This window comes from Pseudomonas sp. S44 (assembly GCF_016624805.1).
GTDB lineage: Bacteria > Pseudomonadota > Gammaproteobacteria > Pseudomonadales > Pseudomonadaceae > Aquipseudomonas > Aquipseudomonas machongensis.
The window spans coordinates 1-19,651 of sequence record NZ_JACVTY010000006.1 but is presented as its reverse complement, the minus strand read 5'-3'; the positions used below and the strand labels follow the sequence as shown (position 1 = coordinate 19,651).

14 protein-coding genes are annotated in these 19,651 nt (G+C 62.6%); 1 reads left to right on the top strand and 13 read right to left on the bottom strand.

The annotated features are described in order from the left end of the window. Positions 1-4 precede the first annotated feature (4 nt). The 13 genes from IAE40_RS06985 to tssA all read right to left on the bottom strand — a co-directional run bounded on the left by IAE40_RS06985 (position 5) and on the right by tssA (position 18,496). Positions 5-796 carry a hypothetical protein gene (locus tag IAE40_RS06985; RefSeq protein ID WP_200602910.1) on the bottom strand — a complete coding sequence of 264 codons (792 nt, stop codon included), beginning with the start codon at positions 794-796 and terminating at the stop codon, positions 5-7. A gap of 96 nt (positions 797-892) precedes the next feature. Then, complete coding sequence (locus IAE40_RS06980; RefSeq protein WP_200602909.1) at positions 893-1,354, bottom strand: hypothetical protein; 462 nt, start codon at positions 1,352-1,354, stop codon at positions 893-895. Positions 1,355-1,886: 532 nt separating this feature from the next. Beyond that, positions 1,887-6,191 carry an RHS repeat-associated core domain-containing protein gene (locus tag IAE40_RS06975; protein ID WP_200602908.1) on the bottom strand — a complete coding sequence of 1,435 codons (4,305 nt, stop codon included), beginning with the start codon at positions 6,189-6,191 and terminating at the stop codon, positions 1,887-1,889. Positions 6,192-6,200: 9 nt separating this feature from the next. Next, positions 6,201-6,635 (bottom strand): DcrB-related protein, encoded by a 435-nt coding sequence (locus IAE40_RS06970; protein ID WP_153773318.1) that lies wholly within the window; start codon positions 6,633-6,635, stop codon positions 6,201-6,203. A 14-nt stretch (positions 6,636-6,649) separates the two neighbouring features. After that, positions 6,650-8,584 (bottom strand): type VI secretion system Vgr family protein, encoded by a 1,935-nt coding sequence (locus IAE40_RS06965; protein WP_153773319.1) that lies wholly within the window; start codon positions 8,582-8,584, stop codon positions 6,650-6,652. A gap of 23 nt (positions 8,585-8,607) precedes the next feature. Further along, on the bottom strand, positions 8,608-11,280 hold the full coding sequence (gene tssH, locus IAE40_RS06960; protein ID WP_063541561.1) for a type VI secretion system ATPase TssH: 2,673 nt from the start codon (positions 11,278-11,280) through the stop codon (positions 8,608-8,610). After that, entirely contained in the window at positions 11,273-12,322 is a 1,050-nt protein-coding gene (gene tssG, locus IAE40_RS06955) for a type VI secretion system baseplate subunit TssG (protein WP_200602907.1), read from the bottom strand. Before tssG ends, tssH begins: the two co-directional genes overlap by 8 nt. Continuing rightward, a complete protein-coding gene (tssF, locus tag IAE40_RS06950) occupies positions 12,286-14,148 on the bottom strand; it encodes a type VI secretion system baseplate subunit TssF (protein ID WP_054891225.1) in 1,863 nt (620 codons plus the stop codon). The genes tssG and tssF overlap by 37 nt, the downstream gene beginning before the upstream one ends. Beyond that, positions 14,145-14,660 carry a type VI secretion system baseplate subunit TssE gene (tssE, locus tag IAE40_RS06945; protein WP_063541559.1) on the bottom strand — a complete coding sequence of 172 codons (516 nt, stop codon included), beginning with the start codon at positions 14,658-14,660 and terminating at the stop codon, positions 14,145-14,147. Before tssE ends, tssF begins: the two co-directional genes overlap by 4 nt. Before the next feature lie 129 nt (positions 14,661-14,789). Next, a complete protein-coding gene (locus IAE40_RS06940) occupies positions 14,790-15,278 on the bottom strand; it encodes an Hcp family type VI secretion system effector (RefSeq protein WP_054891227.1) in 489 nt (162 codons plus the stop codon). Positions 15,279-15,381: 103 nt separating this feature from the next. After that, positions 15,382-16,875, bottom strand: coding sequence for a type VI secretion system contractile sheath large subunit (gene tssC, locus IAE40_RS06935; RefSeq protein WP_063541557.1), 1,494 nt, complete (start codon positions 16,873-16,875; stop codon positions 15,382-15,384). Positions 16,876-16,885: 10 nt separating this feature from the next. Beyond that, the gene (gene tssB, locus IAE40_RS06930) at positions 16,886-17,401 is read right to left on the bottom strand and encodes a type VI secretion system contractile sheath small subunit (RefSeq protein WP_054891229.1); all 516 of its coding nucleotides are present in this window, start codon (positions 17,399-17,401) and stop codon (positions 16,886-16,888) included. 57 nt (positions 17,402-17,458) lie between these two features. Further along, entirely contained in the window at positions 17,459-18,496 is a 1,038-nt protein-coding gene (gene tssA, locus IAE40_RS06925) for a type VI secretion system protein TssA (protein ID WP_153773323.1), read from the bottom strand. A gap of 396 nt (positions 18,497-18,892) precedes the next feature. Between tssA and tagH the strand changes: the two genes are divergently transcribed. Then, positions 18,893-19,651 (top strand): type VI secretion system-associated FHA domain protein TagH (gene tagH, locus IAE40_RS06920; protein WP_200602906.1); only part of this gene is annotated, 759 nt, incomplete at its 3' end.

The following is a 19,651-nucleotide window of genomic DNA, read 5'->3' as shown; positions in this document are numbered from 1 at the left end:
AGGGCTATTGCTCCAGCAGTTGCGGATAGTCGCCGAACCAATATTCCATCGCGTCGGCGTCCATGCCGTTTGCCCCTGTCCAGAAATCCACCGGATAGCTCCAGTCCGACGAGCGCGAGCTGCTGGGCGCCAGGCCCTGGTTGGTGAAACGCTGCAAAAGCCCGGGGTGTTCGGGCGTCTGCAGGATCGCGCAATGCCCCAGCAGATCGATAAAGCTGCGCGCTTCCTCTTCGCTCATCTTCACGCCCTTGAGCTTGCGCAGTTGCTTGAGCATATCCTTGGGCCTGGCGCTGTCTGGCATCGCCCGGATCATCTCGAAGATGCCGGTCGTGAGCGGCAGTGCCTCAGGGCGGGGGCTGTCGATGGCGTTGGCCTGCTGCAGAAAGAACGCCATCTCGGCGATATCGCCACTCAGCACGCTGCCGCACAGGTAGCGTGTCTGGTTCAGCAGGACGAAATCGATGTCCAGATGCTCGAAGGCCCCGCACACCTGGCAATTGAGCTGCTTGTCGACGCTGAACGGGTGCTGCATGAAGTGAGTTGCGCTGGCGAGTGAGGAAAGGCCGGCGCGCAGGTGCGCCTGGTTCGTTTCCACACCGTGCAGGAACTGGGCGACGATATTTGCCTTGTCAGCCTTGTCACGCTCCTGCAGCAGCCACTGCACCACCTGGTCGTGGGACATTTTCTGGCTTGCAGGTGCCAGCCCGGCCTTCTTCAGCACCGGGTCGATCGCTTCGCCTTCTTCGTAATCTTCCAGCGCCTCGCGAATCGCCGCCAGTTGCTGGTTTGTTGTCATTTGCCACATGTCCTCGTATTGACCTTTGGTCAGTACCGGCAGTGAGCTGACCTTGCTGACACCCGAATCGCGCAGGTAGGTCCTGGCTGCTTGATGTCACTCGGCTGAAAAATAGTGCTCTATAGGCAATCCTGCACTTTCAAATTCAAACAGGACTTTCCACGTGAACGCGGTGGCCCAGCGATCAATCATCTCTCGTGCTTCATAACGATTTTCGGTGGTGCAGGTCAGTGAGAAAATAGACGTTTTCTTTTTACCTTTGTACACATTTATCGAAGCCTGATACTCGATCATGCGTTCTTCATCTGGTGCTCTGCACCAGATGTCCAAAGTGGCGGAAATAGGGACGCCGCTATCGAGTGTTCGCTCACTGCTCGCCATGAATATGTTATCGGCGAAGAAATTCTGTCTTACCAGAAAGCGCACATGCTCATCGTCGATTGTTTCCAGGATGTCAGGGCCGATATCGACGAAGTCATTTTTCGAGATCGACCAACCGGTAGGGGTACGCAGAGCCATCAGTGTGTGTTGCTGCACAATCGTTTGGATGATGTTCATATTTTTATTGCAGACAGCTCATGTGGTCTGCCTGCGAGATCGGATGCCCATGGAATTCGGGCAAACAACGCGGTACGGCAGGACCGCTACAACGACGACGGCAATGAAGCTCGCATATTCGTAGAGTACCCGACCGACATCTTCTGATACTGAGCTTTCTGATGCCCGAATTGCGCAGATAGATCTTGGCCGACTTGAGGGCGTTCAGGTGGGCGTCCCCCTGGCGTCAAACTCGAGGCGCGCTACGGCCCGTCGTCCCTCGTAGACTTCCAGCGTACTGCCAGGGCATAACAGGTCCCTGGGGGCATTGGGGGCAAGGAAGCGCGCGGTTCCGGTTCCTATTCTGATGTCACGTGATTGGTGATTCTTCGTGACCTCAAGTACAACACTCCAGGCCGCCCGTGAGCCGTCAGGGCCTTCAATCGGAGCGGTGATGACGTAGTAGGGGTGGTTGAGGGGAAGCTGGGCCTTACCGCCGTCACTTACATTTCGCCAGTATATGGTTACGTGAACAGGTCTGTTCATTGGTTGATCACTTTCCACAAGAGATACCCCGCGTCCAACGTGGCTTGATGCGAGCACGATTCAAATCTGCAATTTCTATGTATCTGGCTTTGCCAATGCTGTCCAAATTGCTGGAGGAGAACGCTGCATTGGCAAGTTTGTCAGGAACCTTGACCTGAACTATTTTGAAGTCTCCGCCGTGACCCATCGTCTTACCCCATGTCACAGCATCTTTGTATGACTCAGCAAACCATTTTCCTTCCATGGTGCCATTCGATGTCCACGTGCCGGTTCGCATAAGTCCGTTATATTCTTCCATGCTCATGGAGCGGTAGAGGACAGTCTCCCACCCTAGCGGGTCAATCCACATAAATGGATTGGGAGCATAGCGGTAAAGGTTCCATCCCCCCGCCAACCCTATCGGATCCGGCTGGGTAAAGCGTCCGATGTCGGGATCATAGAATCTGAAGGTGTTGTAATGCAGCCCGGTCTCTCGATCCAGGTACTGGCCTTGGAACCTCAGGTTCTGCTCCATGCCCTGGTCTGGGTTGCAGCGCTCGGCGGCAGTGTTGCCCCACACCCGATAGGTAGCTTCCCATTGGGTCTGTCCATCTTCGTCGGTCTGACGATATGGCAGACCGTTGAGGTGGTTGTGAAAATGCAGTACGCGTTGATGGGCGCCGTTCCCATCGACGCGTGCAAGGGGTTCGTGGCCAGATTCTGCATATAGGTACAGACTGCTTCGACCGTTGCGGCGCTCATGCAGCAGACGCAGGCCATCCCACAGGAAGTCGGTTCTTCCCAGCAGAAGGCCGCGTACATCGTATTGTTCCTTGGCAACACGTCTGCCGAGTGGGTCGTAGTGCATCCGTACGCAGGTTTCTCGACCGGCATGCAGGGTGCGGACTTCCACCAGTCTGTGCTCAGCGTCGTAGTGAAAGTGTTGGATGCCTCGTGCGCTGCTGACCTTTTCAATCAGGCGCCCGAAGCCGTCGTAGCGATAGCGCTTGTCCTGATACTTCAGCAGTTGGTTGTACTGAACCGAAGAGTTGTTGATTCCGTCGAGCAGGTTTGCGGCGGGGTCGTAATTGAACTGTTCTTGACGACCACCAGATGAGGCATAGCTTGAGCGCACCCTGGCTGTAACGTCGTAGGCAATGGTCTCAAGCGTGTTGCCTGTCGTGTGGAACTCCTCCACCTGGATCAGATTGTCGGCGCCGTCATAGCTGTAGTGCCGACGTGCGTTAGCCAAAGTGGCGGATGTCGGATCGCTTGCGTGATTGCCACGGCTGCGAAGCCGACCCAGCTGGTCGTAATCGCTACGGTACAGCAGGCGTCCCTGGGTACGATTGATTTCTCGATGCAGCCGATCGCGCTCGAAGTCGGCGATGACGTGCCCATCGAGGTTCAGTTGATGCAGATGACCCGAGCCATACATCAAGCGGTTGATCGAACGGCCATCGGGAAGGATGAGCCTGGTCTGATTACCCAGCTCGTCGTAGGAGTAGCCAAGTGTGCCATGTGGTGTGTGCTCCTCGAGCACATGCCCCAGCTTGTCATAGGCATAGCTCAGCGTCTGGGAGTTACCGTCCAGGGCAATGGTCTGCACCGCGAGCAACTGGTCCAAGGCATCAAACCGGTACTCCGTGCGGCCATCGGAGGTGATCTTGGCCACGAGCCGACCGACGGCATCGCGTTCGAGCTGGTGGGTGACAGGAGTATCGGGGCTCTCTGGCGCTGGGTGGAACACCAGCCGTACCAGATTGCCCAGAGCGTCATAGCTATAGGCCTTGTGACTACCACCCAGATCGCGTTGCATTGCCAGGCGGTTACACGCGTCCCAGGAGAATCGATAAGCTTCGCCGTTTTCGTTGACGAGCTCTACCAGTCGGCCGTAGTGATCGTACTCGAAACGCACGCTACGGCCGGCCGCGTCAACTTGGCGGCTGAGCTGTCCGCGTGCTGTGTATGAGTAGCGCGTGGTATGGCCAGTCGCGTTCACATGGGCAATCAGGGCGCCATCGGCTGCACGCTGGTACTGCTCGTGCGTACCGTCTGGCCGAGTGATGGACTGCAACCTGCCCTGTGCGTCATGGCTGTATCGAGTCGTGCAGCCCTCTGCATCCGTCATCTGTGCTAGATGGCCGCGGTGGTCGTAGCTGTAATGAGTAACGGAGCCCGTGCAATCGACTGTCTCGATGACTTGATCCAGGTCGTTCCAGCGCTGTGATCTTGTTTTTCCCGCAGCGTCGACCATCTCGACCATTCTGCCGTGATGGTCATGGCGAAACCGCGTCAGATGTCCTTCAGGGTCTTCTTCACGGGTGCAGTTGCCACGCGGGTCATAGCGGTATTTCCAGCGATTCCCAGCGCGGTCGACTTGCTCTCTGGGTAGCGCCCAATGTTCCAGCCAATACGTGGATTCGCTGCGCCCGAGCGGATCCACCGTCTCGGTCAGGTTGCCGGATTCATCATAGAAGTATTGCCAGCGTCCGCCTTGAGGGTCTACCGCGCCCAACAGCTGACGTTCATCGTTCCATTCGAAATGCCAGGTGTTCGCCAGGGCGTCGGTGTGTTCCACGACTTGATATTGGTTGTTCCAGCGATGCGTATGAGTGCGTTGCAGGCTGTCCGTAACATGGGTCAGCCCGGCGATCAGGTCGTAGGAAAACTGGTATTGATCACCCTCGGAAGTCCAGTGCCGACAGACGCGCCATTCATCGCCGAGGGCTTGCCACTCATAGTGACAACGTAATCCCGAGGCGTTCCGGTGTTCAATCAGCCGTCGGTGTTCACCATAGACGAAAAGCCGCTGCACTTGGCCGCTGCCATCCCTGACTTCAGCCAGCTCCCCGAACGCGTCGTAGTCATAGACAACCAGCGGTTCGTTGCTCCCGTCACTGTACACGCGAACAATCTGGGCGACGCGAGAGGGCCATCGGGAGCTATAGCGCAATTCCATTCTGGTAGCGCCGTACGTGTCATCGAGCCCGATCAGGCGACCATGCTCGTCGTACCGAAGGTGCACCCGATTGTCATTGCGGTCACCCAACAGGCGCAGGCGCAGGCGTTGGGGATCTATTGGGGAGGGTTCGAATAATCGATAGAGGCCGTCCATATCCTCGATCAACAACTCGCCATCAGCCGCGCGTCTTACGCTCAAACCTTCGCCGGCACTGAATACTGCGTCGCCTGGGGGGATCGTGCCCATATCGATGATCCGCGCCTGCTCATCCGTGTACAGCAGGCGTTCTCCGCCATCCGAATCGGCGATCAGGTTCACGCAGACTTCGTAGGGAACGCTCCAACCTCTGCCGAGCAAACCGTCCTGGCGTTCGTCCAGGCTGCTATAGAAGCGCTGCCAGACCAGTGGCATCAGCGCCGGTAGTGTGAAGTCCAGCTCCTGCTCGCCGCTCAACACTTTCGCGCCAGTGGCTGCATGCACCGGGTTGGGTGCACCGGTTATGGCACGTGTGAGTGCCCCCGTCACCTGGCTACTGACGACACTCGCGGCGCCACCGAGCAGCATGCAGCCAAACTTGCTGTAGAACTTGCCCCCACGGCCACGCAACATCATCAGCGCGGTGATGGCCAAGCCTATGCCTGGCGTCTTACCGCTGCGGATCTCTCGTACGACGATTTTCTCGCCACCAATGCGGACGTTGTCCGATATCAGGCCGGAGTCGACGATCACCGCGTCGCAGGTGCTGCGATCGCCGCTGCGCGCCGCTGGTTGGCCATTGATGCTGACCTTGTCAGAGCCCTCGGCGATATATTGGGGAGGCATCGCCGGATGCTTGGTGCACAGCACCTTGTCATCGTCCGCAGGTTCGGTGTTCGGTGCTGGCGAGGCTACGGTAGGCCGCCACATTTGCGAAAAGAACGCCTTCGTCATGTCGAGGAAGGTTTGCTCTTGTTCTTCTTCTCCTTCATCAGCCTGGCCAGCGGCGGGGGGAGGCAACACCACACCTGCAGCCCGGGCTGCAGGTTTTGAGTTTATGTAGGTATTTTGCGAACCACTGGCAATGTGGGCCTGCACTGTCGGTGGAAAAAGCGCGTTACCTATACCTTCGCAGAACCGACTCAGTGCGGTGTCCGCTCCGGTGCTCGCCATTGCCACGCCGACCACCACCCCCACGACAGCGCCCAGCACAACGCAGCCCAGACCACCGGTAGCAGCAGTGATGCCAAGCGCAGCCCCGACCGCAGCCGTGGCCAAGGCCCCGATGGCGATGGTGGCGGCGACTTCTAGTACTCCGCCGACGATGTCGGCCATCATCGAGGTGTGCATCAGTGCGTCGCCTTCGCGCGCAGCCCAGAGTGCGTCGGACATGGCAGTCGTTCAGCCGAGGTTGTCGAAGTCGAGCGACTGTTTGAGAGCCGCCCAGTGCGCCGCTTCCTCCTCACCCAATGGCTGCGGCTTCACGTAGCTCAGGGCGAGCATCTTGCGCGAGCCCGGCAGCAACAGCGCCAGTTGATATTGGTGAACCTTCTCTTTGCCCTTGGTGAACTGGCTCTGCAACTCGATGCCTTCCAGTTGCCCATCTGCTCCCAGCTTCACCGGCTGGGGTGTGTGCAAGCGCAGATCCAGCACCTGCTGGCGCAATCGCTGGATCTGGTCGTCGAAGTTGCTTTGCAACGTTTCCCCTTCGTTCAACAGGCTGCGGCTGACTACCAGTGAGGTGCCCAGTGTCTCGAAACGCAGGATGTTGATGCTGGTATCTCGCACCTGATCGGTCGGAAGGTCGAAGCGAAATTCGTTGAGGCGATAGTTCATGATTCGGGTGTCCGTCACTGGCGGGGGAATTTGTCGCTGACCCTACCGTCGATGCTGCCTTTGTCACCATGGCTGCCCGGTGTGGTGCCTGCTGCTCCACCGATGTTCAGGTCGAGAGTGCCTTTGGGGGTATTGATCTGTGCATGTTCGCTGGCGTTGATGTTCAGGCGTATGCCTGTGAGATTGATGTGACCGTTGGCGTTGAGCTCCAGCACACTGTCGCCGCACACCAGACGCAACTTTTCCCCGGCCTCCATCAGGTAGGTGGTGCTGATGCTGTCGGTCTTGCTGGCGCCAACCAGCAAGGTATCGTGATGGCGTACTGCGCGTACTCGATCCTGGCCGATGGTCACCATCTCCACCATTCCGACGCTCTTGGTCCGGCTTATGCCCACCGACAACGTCTCATTCTGCTCCACCACCGTGTCCATGTTGCGCTCGGCATGCACATACAACTGCTCCTGCCCGCGCTTGTCCTCCATGCGGATCTCGTTGAAGTTGGCCGGGCTGCCCCCCTTGCTCGAACGGCTCTTCATGCCGCTCTGGGTGGCGTTGCCGGGCAGATCGTAGGGCACGGCCTGCTCGGCGTTGTACACCCGGCCAGTGATGATCGGCCGGTCGGGGTCGCCTTCGAGGAAGCTGACGATCACTTCCTGGCCGATCCGCGGGATCTGCATCGAGCCCCAGTTCTTCCCGGCCCAGGCCTGGGATACGCGGATCCAGCACGAGCTGTTCTCGTTGGACTGGTCGTGGCGGTCCCAGTGGAAGTGCACCTTCACCCGACCGTACTGGTCGGTCCAGATCTCCTCGCCGGCCGGGCCAACCACCACGGCAGTCTGCGGGCCCTTGACCAGCGGGCGCAGGGTGCTCGATACCGGCCGGTAGCTCTGCTGGGCGTCGATGCAGCTCAGGTTGCTCTCGAACTGCGCCGAGCCGCTGCCGCCGCCGGTTTCCAGGCGCTCCTGTACTACGTAGTAGCGGGCGGCGACGATCAGGTACTCGCGGTTCTGATCCTGGCGGGAGAAGCCGCTGAGGCTGAACAGGTGACCACTGCCAAGACCACGGGCGTTGCCGCGCAGCTCCACGCGTTCATGCAGGCTCTGCAGCGACTCGAGACGGGTACGCGCATAGTGCTCGCCATCCTGGGTCTGCTCATAGGCGCCGGGGTAGTCGTACAGCGGGTAGTCGCCGGCCTGGTGCGGACGTGGCATGACCGAGCGCACATCGATGCGCGCGCTGGGCCGCTGGAAGTCGTAGTCGTTGAGCTCCATCGAGCCGGACTGCACCTCTTGCGCCAGGTGCCAGTCGTTGATGTGGTCGCGCTCGCGGTGCTGGCCGTCGGGCGGATAGAACGGCACCGACTCGTAGCCCGGCGCCTTCTGGTGTGCGCCATAGGCGTCGGCCAGCACCAGGACGTGACGCGCCTCCTCATGGCGGAAGAAGTAGTAGATGCCTTCTTCTTCCATCAGCCGGCTGACGAAGTCGAAGCTGGTCTCGCGGTATTGCACGCAGTATTCGCGCTCGCGATAGCTGCGGCTCAGGGCATCCTCGAAGTCCGAAAAGCCCAGGTCGCGGAATACCTGCTTGATGATCTGCGGTGCGCTCAGGTGCTGGAAGATCCGGCAGTCGCTGGTGCGCGTCAGCAACCACAGCCAGGGCCGCAGGGTGACGCGGTAGCTGGCGAACTGACCGCGATCGACCGACTGGCTGCAGCGCGCGACGATGCCGTGGAAGTGACGCGAAGCCATGCCGCTCAATTGCAGCGACAGGCTCATGGGTTTGCCCAGCAGCTGGTTGAGGTCGATGGCCGGATCGTCGCTGGTCAGCTGCAGCTCATAGTCGAACAGGCGGCCGAGCTCCTCGCTGCCGCCCATCTCGCTGAGGATCAGCACGTTCGGCCCCAGGGGGCTGTTGATCTGCGCCAGGCGCGTCAGTTGCGTGAACAGCATGGATGTTCCTGTATGCGCGAGACTCAGGCCGCGCTGAAGTCATAGTGCAGTTCGTTGTCGCGCGCGCCGATGCTGACGCTGGCCAGCGGCTTGCCTTCGAGCAGACGGGTAAGGAACTCGCGGCTCATGTCCGGCAGCAGGCCGTTGGTCAGGATCGCATCGATCATCCGCCCGCCGCTCTCGGTCTCGGTGCAGCGCGAGACGATCAGGTCCACCACCGCATCGTCGTAGGCGAAGCCGACCTTGTGCGTAGCCTCCACGCGCTTGCGGATGCGCTCCAGCTGCAGGCGGGTGATGGCCTTGAGCATGGCGTCGCTGAGCGGGTAGTAGGGGATGGTCACCAGGCGACCGAGCAGCGCGGGCGGGAAGATCTCCAGCAGCGGCTTGCGCAGCAAGGTGGCGACTGCATCCGGTTCGGGCAAGGTCTGCGGGTCCTTGCAGATGTCGGCGATCAGCTCGGTGCCGGCATTGGTGGTGAGCAGGATCAGGGTGTTGCGAAAATCGATCTGGCGCCCCTCGCCATCTTCCATCACGCCCTTGTCGAACACCTGGAAGAAGATCTCGTGTACGTCAGGGTGGGCCTTTTCAACCTCGTCGAGCAGCACCACGCTGTAGGGGCGACGGCGCACGGCCTCGGTCAGCACGCCACCTTCGCCGTAACCGACATAGCCGGGCGGCGCGCCCTTGAGGGTGGAGACGGTGTGCGCCTCCTGGAACTCGCTCATGTTGATGGTGATCAGGTTCTGCTCGCCGCCATACATGGCCTCGGCCAGCGCCAGGGCGGTCTCGGTCTTGCCCACGCCCGAGGTGCCGGCAAGCATGAACACGCCAATGGGTTTGTTGGGGTTGTCGAGGCCGGCGCGGGAGGTCTGGATACGCTTGGCGATCATCTTCAGGGCGTGGTCCTGGCCGATGATGCGCTTGCCCAAGTGGCTGTCGAGGTTGAGCACCGTCTCGATCTCGTTGCGTGCCATGCGCCCCACCGGAATACCGGTCCAGTCGGCAACCACAGAGGCCACGGCCTGGTAGTCGACGGTCGGCAGGATCAGCGGGCTTTCGCCTTGCAGGGCGCTCAGGCGCTGCTGCAAGTCGACGAGTCGCTCGCGCAGCTCATGGCTGCCTTGGGCATCGACCTCCTGATCGACCACCCCGACCTGCTCACGCAACTGGGCGCGGGTGGCCAGCAGTTCGTCGACCAGGGTCTTTTCTTCGGCCCAGCGGCCTTCCAGCTCGAGCAGGCGCTGACGCTCTTCGGTCAACAGCGTGTCGGCCTGTGTCTGGCGTTGCTCGGTGGCGACGCCAATGGCGGCTTCGCGGGCGATGATCTGCAGCTCGACTTCCAGCGCCTCGATACGCCGGCGGCTGTCATCGACCTCTGCAGGCACTGCATGCAGGCTGATGGCCACGCGTGCGCAGGCGGTATCGAGCAAGCTCACCGACTTGTCCGGCAGTTGGCGTGCGGGGATGTAGCGGTGCGACAGCTTGACCGCGGCTTCCAGCGCTTCGTCGAGGATCTGCACCTGATGGTGCTTCTCCATGGTCGAGGCCACGCCGCGCATCATCAGCAGCGCCTTTGGCTCGCTCGGCTCATCGACCTGCACCACCTGGAAGCGGCGGGTCAGTGCCGGGTCCTTCTCGATGTGTTTCTTGTACTCGGCCCAGGTGGTCGCGGCCACGGTGCGCAGGCTGCCACGGGCCAGTGCCGGCTTGAGCAGGTTGGCGGCATCGCCGGTCCCGGCAGCGCCACCGGCACCTACCAGGGTGTGGGCTTCGTCGATGAACAGGATGATGGGCTTGGGCGAGGCCTGGACGTCCTCGATGACCTGGCGCAGACGCTGCTCGAACTCACCCTTCATGCTGGCGCCGGCTTGCAGCAGGCCGACATCCAGGCTGCGCAACTCGACATCCTTGAGCGCAGGCGGTACGTCGCCGGCAACGATGCGCAAGGCGAAGCCCTCGACGACAGCGGTTTTGCCGACGCCCGCTTCGCCGGTGAGGATCGGGTTGTTCTGGCGGCGACGCATGAGGATGTCGACCAGTTGGCGGATCTCTTCGTCGCGGCCCACGATCGGGTCGAGCTTGCCACTGCGCGCCTGTTCGGTCAGGTCGACGGTGAAGCGCTTGAGTGCTTCCTGCTTGCCCATCGCCGCGGGGGCCACGGCGCCGCTGGCTTCGCCCGGCGCTGCCGCGGTGAAGCCGTCGCTGGCGGCCAGATTGTTCTCGGGGGAGTCGCCGACGTACTCGTCGAAACGTTCACTCAGGGCCTCGACCTTGAGCTTGGCGAACTCGCTCGACAGACCCAGCAGGGCATTGCGCAGGCTCGGGGTCTTGAGGATGCCGACCAGCAGGTAGCCGGTGCGCACCTGACTCTCGCCGAACATCAGGCTGCCGTAGACCCAACCGCGTTCCACTGCCTCTTCGACCTGCGAGGACAGGTCGGTGATCGAGGTGGAGCCCCGCGGCAGGCGGTCGAGGGCGTCGGTCAGGTCGCGGGCCAGGCGCGCCGGCTCGACGTTGAACTGGCGCACGATACGGTGCAGGTCGCTGTCCTGCAATTGCAGCAACTGGTGCAACCAGTGCACCAGTTCCACGTAGGGGTTGCCGCGCAGCTTGCAGAACACCGTGGCGGCTTCGATGGCCTTGTAGGCGACGCTGTTGAGTTTGCCGAACAGCGCGGCGCGGCTGATTTCACCCATGTTCCTGACTCCTTGTGCAAGTCGGTTGGACCGGCTGCGCGGCGTAGTAGCGAGCGAGCTTGAGGTCGTTGGCATCGTGTTGTGGACGGCCGAGCCAGGTGTCGAAACCCAGGCGCCTGCCGGCATCGAGTTCCAGCGCGGGCACGTGCTCGCGCGCGAGAATGAGGTTCAGGTCCCAGTCCAGTTCGTGGCCCTGGTACTCGGCGACCCAGGCCGCCAGTTCGATGAACGCCTGCCCGCCCGGCAGCAGCGCGTGGTATTGCTCCAGCGTCAGCGGGCCGAGGCACAGGCGGAACTTGTGCTGGCGATCCCAGACGTAGCGGCCCAGGCACAGGTCCATGCCCAGGCGGTTGGCGTGCACGCCGAGGCGGCTGCGCTCGGGCAGTTCCAGCCATTGGCCGACGTACTCCTCGATGCGCACCGGCACGCCGAAATAGCTCGCCAGGATGCTGGCCAGCCCGTCCGGATAGCGCGTCTGTGCGGCGAGGTGGCCGGAGTAGTGCAGCTTGGCGGTATGCGGCAGCGGGCCCTGGTCCTGCAGTTCGGGCTGGCCGCGCCCGCTCAGGGCCGCCAGACGCGCGGCCCAGTAGTCATCGCCGGGGCGGTCGTGACTGACGGTTGGCCGCGCTTCGGCCCAGGCACGGTAGAACAGGCTCAGCAGGCGGTGATGGAAGATGTCGAGGAAGCGCTTGCTGGTGTGGTCGGCGTGGTTGCGCTGGCGTTCGCGCATGTACTCGGTCAGGTGCAACGGCAGCGGTCCGTTGGGGCCGCCGAGGCCGAAGAAGAACTGTTCCAGGCGCGCCGGCCCTTCGCCGTCTTGCGTTACCGAGGCCAGGGTGGCCGGGGCGAAGCTGCAGTCCAGGCGCTGGCCGAGGCGCACCGGCTCATCGGCCAGGCGCTGGGCGTGACCGAAGCGAGGCAGCTCGGGGTGCTCGGCCTCGAGGCGACGCAGCGCCTGGAAGAAGTCGAACTCCCAGGGTTCGGCCTGCATGGCCTCGAGTATGTTCACAGGGTCGGCCTGCGTCCGGGCTTGGCTTTCCATCGCATGATCTCGCCGCGCTCGCTGGTGCGCAGCACGGTTTCGGTGAAGCTGTTGATGGACACGTAGCGGGTCAGGAAGCGTTCGAACACCGCGCCGAGCAGGAAGACGCCGGTGCCGCGGAAGGCGTTCTCGTCGAATTCCAGGGTAATTTCCAGGCCACGGCCAAAAACGATCGGGCCGGGCATCGGCAGGCGCCGGGTGCAGGGCTTGCTGCTGACCTCGCGCAGGCCGTCGATCTGCAGGTGCAGTGCGCTGTCCTGGCTGTCGCCGTACAGGCGCAGCAGCTCGCGCAGGGCGGCAGCCCCCTGGCCTTGCTCGGCCAGCGACAGGTAGTTCAGCGACAGTTGGCTGATCAGGCGCCAGGCGCGGTTGTCATGGGCATGGCTGGCTTTGGGCCGGCTGGGGCCGGCCAGGCAGCGCACGGCAGACACGGGGGCGCTGTCGGCGAGGCTGAAGTCGCTGCGCCCATCGCCCACGCTCATGAACAGCGGCAGGTCGCGGTTGCTGCACAGCGCGCTGATGCCCAGCTGGCGCAGGTCGTGGCGGTGTGGCGCTTGTTGGCCATCGACCAGGCTGATGAAGGTTTCGCTGCCCATGTAGCTTGAGCGCGTGCCGTTGCGCCGCTGTTCGCTCGACAGCACTCGCTGCTCGCGGCGCACGATGTAGTAGGCCTGATCGCGGCCATAGCGCGAGGGGTCACGCACGGCGTAGAAGGGCAGGAACTCCTGGTCTGCACCGGTGCCGTGACCGGTGACGCGCTGCAGCGAGTGGATCTCGAAGTCGGTGGGGCGGGTGCGGTCGGCGATCACATGGTGTTCGTTGACCTTGTCGGTCAGGTGGATGCGGTCGACCCGGCGGGGGAACAGGTTGATCGCCGGGGTACAGAAGGGCACCAGGCGCTCGGCGCCGACGCTGCTTTCCAGCGCCGAGTCGAAACGCTCGAACAGCACCAGCAGCTCCAGCTCCTGGCCGTTGCAGCGCTTGACCGCCCGTTCCAGGCCCGCGAAATCGACGAACAGAAAACGTTGTGGCAGGGCAAAGTATTCCTGCAGCAGTCGGTAGCCCTGGAACGCCTGCGGCACCACCGGCAATGCCGCTTCGCTGTCATCGAAACCGCAGGGGCGCAGGGCGTGCTCCAGCGGGATACGCTCGACCCAATCAGCGCCGGGCTGGCGGGCGAACACTGCACAGGCGTTGCCCAGCAGTTGTTCGTAGAGACGGTAGGGCGTTTCGTCGGCACCGTTGAGGTACAGCGGCAGGTGCGTCAGCGGCAGGCTCGAGAACGGGATCTCGGCACCGCTGCGCAGTGTCAGCCGCAATGCGGCGCGGGCCTTGGGTTCGCTGGCGGCGAGGCGGCCGAGCACGGTGCCAGGGTTGCCGAAATATTCGGCGCGGGCCACCTGCAGCGGCCACAGGGTGACGTCCTGGGTGCTGCGAAACTCGCACGGGGTCTGCGAGTCGCGGCCAAGGTTGGCGCGCAATACGCTGCCGCGTGGCAGCGGGAAACCGGCGCTGAGCGAACCTTCGTCAGGATCGGTCTGCAGCTGCACCACGGTCATCGAGGGCGTCGGCGCCAGGTAGTGCGGGTAGGCGATTTCCAGCAGGTTGTGGGTGAAGGTCGGGTACTCGGCGTCGAGCTTGAGCTGCACGCGCGCGGTGAGATAGGCGAAACCTTCGAGCAGGCGCTCGACGTACGGGTCGGCACAGTCGATGCCGGACAGGGTCAGACGCCCGGCGATCTTCGGGTACTCGCGGGAGAACTCCGCCGCGCTTTCGCGGATGTGCCGCAGTTCCTGGTTGTACAGATCGAGCAGGCGCGGGTTCATGCGCGTCTCCTGCGTTCGGCGGGGGCTACGTGCACTTGCCCGGACTCCAGGTCCAGGTCGGTCTGCAGCAGTAGTGGTAGCGCCGCAGGCTGGGCCCAGAGATCACCTTCGATCTCGAAGCTCAGGGCGTTGGCGTTCATCTCGCCGGGGGCGACCATGGCGCGCACCTTGAGGGTGTGGGCCAGGATGCGCGGTTCGTAGGTGGAAATGGCCTGGTGGATGATGCGCTCCAGGGCCAGCAGGTCGATGTTCGAGGCGCAGTTGCCGGCCAGGGCGGGCAGGCCGTAGTTGACCACCGAGTTGCCTGCGGGAGTGTTCAAAGTGCTGGTGCTGTCGAGCAGCGACGTGGTGTTAAGCAGCCAGGCCAGGTCGCGCAGTACCGATGCCTTGAGCTGCTGCAGCGACAGCACGCGCTTGTCCGGGGCTTCCTGCGGGTTGCCGGGATCATCGTCGGTCAGACGATCCAGCAGCGAGGGTTGCAGGCGGTCACGGGCGGCGATGTCGGCTACCACGGTCGGGTTCCTTCAAGGGGTCGGGGTCGTGGCGACTGCTTCGCGGGCAAGCCCACTCCCAGAAAGGAGCAGGGGTGCGCACTTTTCCCGGTGGGAGCGGGCTTGCCCGCGAAGCAGTCGACAGCGCTATCAGATCTTGACGTTCTGACGCACGTTCCAGCCGTACTTGATGGCGCCGCCATCCTTGGTGCCGTCGGCTTTCTGTGGCTGGTAGTCCACGGTGACCTTGGCGAAGTTCAGGGTGACGTTTTCGGTCAGGCGGTCATCGCTGCCCGAGCCGCCGGTGCTCAGCGAGCTGATGATCACCTCTTCGAGGTTGATGATCAGGTACTCGACCTGGCTCTCGCCACCGGCCTTGCGCACGGTCAGCTTGACCTTGTCGATGTGCTTGCCGCTGGAGCAGTGGGCCATCAGGTTGGGGCTGGACTTGTCGACGTACTTGGTGATCGACAGGTCCTGGATATTGACCTTGCCGGCACCGCCGCCTCCGCCCATGTGCATGTTGCCGGACTGGGACATGCCCCAGCTCCAGTTCAACACGTCGATTTCTTCCTTGTGGGTCTTGTCTGCGGACTCGCCCTTGATGTCGCCGATCTTGATGAAAATATCTACAGCCATGATGTCCTCGGTATTTCGCGTCGGTTGGCAGTTCTATCGGGCTGCTGCGCAGCCCATCGCGGGCTTGCCCCGCGATGGGGCGCGCAGCAGCCCCGGTTCAGGCTCAGGCGCCTTTGGCCGAAGGCAGCTTCGAGACCAGACGCAACGACACGGTCAGCCCTTCGAGCTGGTAGTGCGGGCGCAGGTAGAAGCGCGAGTTGTAGTAGCCAGGGTTGCCCTCGACTTCTTCCACCACCACTTCAGCCGCCGCCAACGGGTGCTGTGCCTTGGTGGTTTCGCTGGAGTGCGCCGGATCGCCGTCGACGTAGTTCAGGATCCAGTCCTGCAGCCAGCGCTGCATCTCGTCCTTTTCCTTGAACGAGCCGATCTTGTCGCGAACGATGCACTTCAGGTAATGGGCGAAGCGGCAGGTGGCGAACAGGTACGGCAGGCGAGCAGCCAGGTTGGCGTTGGCGGTGGCGTCCGGGTCGTCGTACTCGGCCGGCTTCTGCAAGGACTGGGCGCCGATGAAGGCAGCGAAGTCGGTGTTCTTCTTGTGCAGCAGTGGCATGAAGCCGTTCTTCGCCAGCTCCGCCTCGCGGCGGTCGGAAATGGCGATTTCGGTCGGGCACTTCATGTCCACGCCACCGTCGTCGGTGGGGAAGGTGTGCGCCGGCAGATCCTGCACTTCACCGCCCGATTCGACGCCGCGGATGCGCGAGCACCAGCCGTAGTGCTTGAACGAGCGGTTGATGTTGACCGCCATGGCGTAGGCGGCGTTGGCCCAGGTGTACTTGCTGCTGTCGGCGCCGTCGGTATCTTCCTCGAAGGCGAAGGCCTCGACCGGGTCGGTCTTGGCGCCGTAGGGCAGGCGTGCCAGGAAGCGTGGCATGGTCAGGCCGATGTAGCGCGAGTCTTCCGATTCGCGCAGCGAGCGCCAGCCGGCGTACTCCGGGGTGGTGAAGATCTTGGTCAGGTCACGCGGGTTGGACAGCTCCTGCCACGAGCCCATGCCCATCACCGTTGGCGATGCAGCGGCAATGAACGGCGCATGCATCGACGCACAGACCTTGGACATCTCGCCCAGCAACTCGACATCGGGTGGCGACTGATCGAAGTAGTAGTCGCCCACCAGGCAGCCGTAGGGCTCGCCGCCGAACTGACCGTATTCCTCTTCGTAGAGCTTCTTGAACACCGGGCTCTGGTCCCAGGCGGTGCCCTTGAATTTCTTCAGGGTCTTGTGCAGGTCGGTCTTGGAGATGTTGAGCACGCGGATCTTCAGCTGCTCGTCGCTCTCGGTGTTGTTGACCAGGTAGTGCAGGCCGCGCCAGGCGCTTTCCAGCTGCTGGAAGTCATCGTGGTGGATGATCTGGTTGACCTGTGCGGTGAGCTTGGCGTCGATGGCGGCGATGATCTGTTCGATCGAACCGATGGCATCGTTGGAGACCAGGTTGGTCTGCGCCAGGGCCTGTTCGGCCAGGGTGCGCACGGCGCTTTCGACGGCTTCCTTGGCACGCTCGGTCTTGGGTTTGAATTCCTGCAGCAGCAGGTTGGCGAATTCGCTGGCCTGCTCGGTGGTGGCCGGCTGGGCCTGGGTATCGCGCAACGGATCGGTCATGGCGGGCTCCTCAGGCGCTCGGCTCGTTATCGGAAGGTTTCGGGGCGCTGGCCAGGGCCTGCAGCAGGGCAGGGTCCTTGATGGCCTTGAGGATGATGTCCTCGGCACCGGTCTTGCCGTCCATGTAGGTCAGCAGGTTGGCCAGTTGGGTGCGCGCCTCGAGCAGCTGGTTCAGGGCATCGACCTTGCGCGCAACGGCGGCCGGGCTGAAGTCGTCCATGCTCTCGAAAGTGATGTCCAGGCTCAGGTTGCCTTCGCCGGTCAGCTCGTTGGGGACGTTGAATGCCACCCGTGGCTTCATGGCCTTGAGGCGGGAGTCGAAATTGTCGACATCGACTTCCAGGAACTTGCGGTCGGCCACGGCGGGCAGTGGTTCGGCCGGCTTGCCGGCGAGGTCGGAGAGCACGCCCATGACGAAGGGCAGCTGTACCTTCTTCTCGGCGCCATACAGTTCGACGTCGTACTCGATCTGCACTCGCGGCGCGCGGTTGCGCGCGATGAATTTCTGGGAGCTGTCTTTGGCCACGTGGTTCCTCCTGGTCGCCGCTGGGGGCGCTGTCGTTCGTTGCGGCTGTCGGTGGTATCAGTCGTCCTGGGGCCCGCGCAGGTTCTCGAACTGCGAAAGGCCCTCGGGAATCAGGTCGCGTACGATGGTCGCGAAATCGGCGTTGACCAGGTTCTTGGCCCGGCGCAACAGCACCGGCAACGGGCTGGAAGGCTCGTGGCGGGCGTAGTACTGGAGCAGGCGCTCGAGGCTTTGCTGAACGTCGTCGCGGTTGTTGATCTCGCCGGGGCGTGCAGCGGCACGAGCGGCTGGCGCTGCGGCGGTGGACGTCGAATGGTCGTCCTGGAAATGTTCCTGCGGCGCTTCGCTGTTCTCGGCGGCTGGCGGCGAGCCGCCGGGGGCGTAGTCGGCCAGTACCTGCTGTGCCAGGCGCAGCGGTTGCTTGAGTGCCGACAGGTCGACGCCGCTGGCCGAGCCGACCTGGTCGCTGACCCGGCGCTCGATCGCTTCGCAGGCCTCGCGAGCCAGGCTCAGGGCTTGGCGAGTCTGTTCGAGCTCATCGGGGTCGGCATCACGCAGCGCAGCGGCCAGCGCTTCGACGCTCAGGTCTTCGCTGGCGAAGTGCTGCAGGCCGGCGGCGTGCAGGGCCGCGCGCAAGGTGACCGGGCCGAAGGCGCGCGAGCGTGCCAGCACGGCTTCGCGCAGCAGGGCGATGTTGGCGTCGCAGGTCAGGCCGGACAGGGCGTTGACACGCACCGTCGGGTCGTTGTCGTCGGAGGCGTCGAGTTGCGGATGCAGGTGCAGCCAGTATTCGCCGAGCAGGTCGCGGATCAGTTCCAGGCTGGCGGCCAGGCCGACGAAGCCTTGCAATGCGAGTTTGGACTGCACCAGGAAGTGGGTGATGCGCAGGTCCTTGCTGCGTTGCAGCAGGTCGGTGCAGGTCTGTTCGATGGTGCGCCACTGCGGCGGTTCGGCAGGTTGTACCGCATCGCCCATGACCCGCTCCGGACGCCCTTGGGCATCGCGTTCGAGTTGCAGGAAGTCCGCGTCGTATTCGAGATCTTCACCGCATGGGAAGTCATCGGAAATAGCGGCGAGCAGCAGCGGCGAGTTCACCAGGAATCGATCTCCATATCGGCCCGTGGCGGGGCTTTAGTTGCGCGAAGTTGCAAATGTGAACTGGCGCACAAAAACTTGTAGAGGAGCGGGCGATTGATGTCGGCGTGATATCAATGGCAGGCTCCAAAGTTGCGCATTTATGGTTTATTTCCAAAATGCTGTCAAGGTAAGCTACCCGCCCCCGAGTGGAGGTGTGACCGAGTTTGCAGCTTTGAAGGCCCATCTGTCGGATGCCATCAATGTGCCTTGCTGCTGTGGTTAAATTCGCCGATATGTCGCGATAAAACAGCTAAAGACGGTATTTATGTCGTTGTTTTTGAAGGATTTATTGGCGATTTTCGCTATCCACTCATTTGAATGGAATCACGATACACATTATATGCAGGAGGCGTGATGGCACTTTGCCTTACTATCACTAGTTATCACAAGATTACTCCGGGCCAACGTGCGGAGATGCTTGTGGAGACTGGTGCCGTCACCATCGGGCGAAGTCCGGACAATGATTGGGTATTGCCGGATCCTGAGCGATTGGTATCGTCCAATCATTGTGTCATCCAGTTTCGAGATGGCCGTTATTACCTGACCGATAGCAGCACCAATGGCGTGGAGTTGGTACACGCTGGCGTGCGTTTGCGCCGCGGAAACAGCGAGCCCTTGATGGATGGCGAAGTTATCCGGATTGGCGAGTACGAGATCCAGGCGCGCATCGATTCGGGGTTCTCGCTGGAGGAGAGTCGCCAGCCTGGCGCACAGAGCTTCGAGGCGCTGATGGCCGGGCAGGCGACGCCCTCCGAGCCCCCTCTTGCACCCGCCCCGGCTGCTTTCCTGCAGGGGGCGTCGAGCCACGACACGCTGCCCGACATCTTCGATTTCCTTGGGCCCGCCAGCGTGCCGGCGGCGAGCCAACCTGACCATGTGCCGGCCCAGCAGCACGACTTTCGTCCGCCCGCGCCGGTAACGCCCGCCGTGTCGCCTGCCGCACCCGCCCCGGGGGTGATTCCGGCGGACTGGAACCTGTTCGACGAGGTCCCGGCCTCCAGCCCGCTGCCTGCGCAAGAGCCGATCGCGCCTGTTGCCGCAGTGCCTCCACCGCCTGCACCTGTCGCCGCACCGCGCAGGAACGCCTGCAGCAGTGCCTGGTCGGGCATGGCC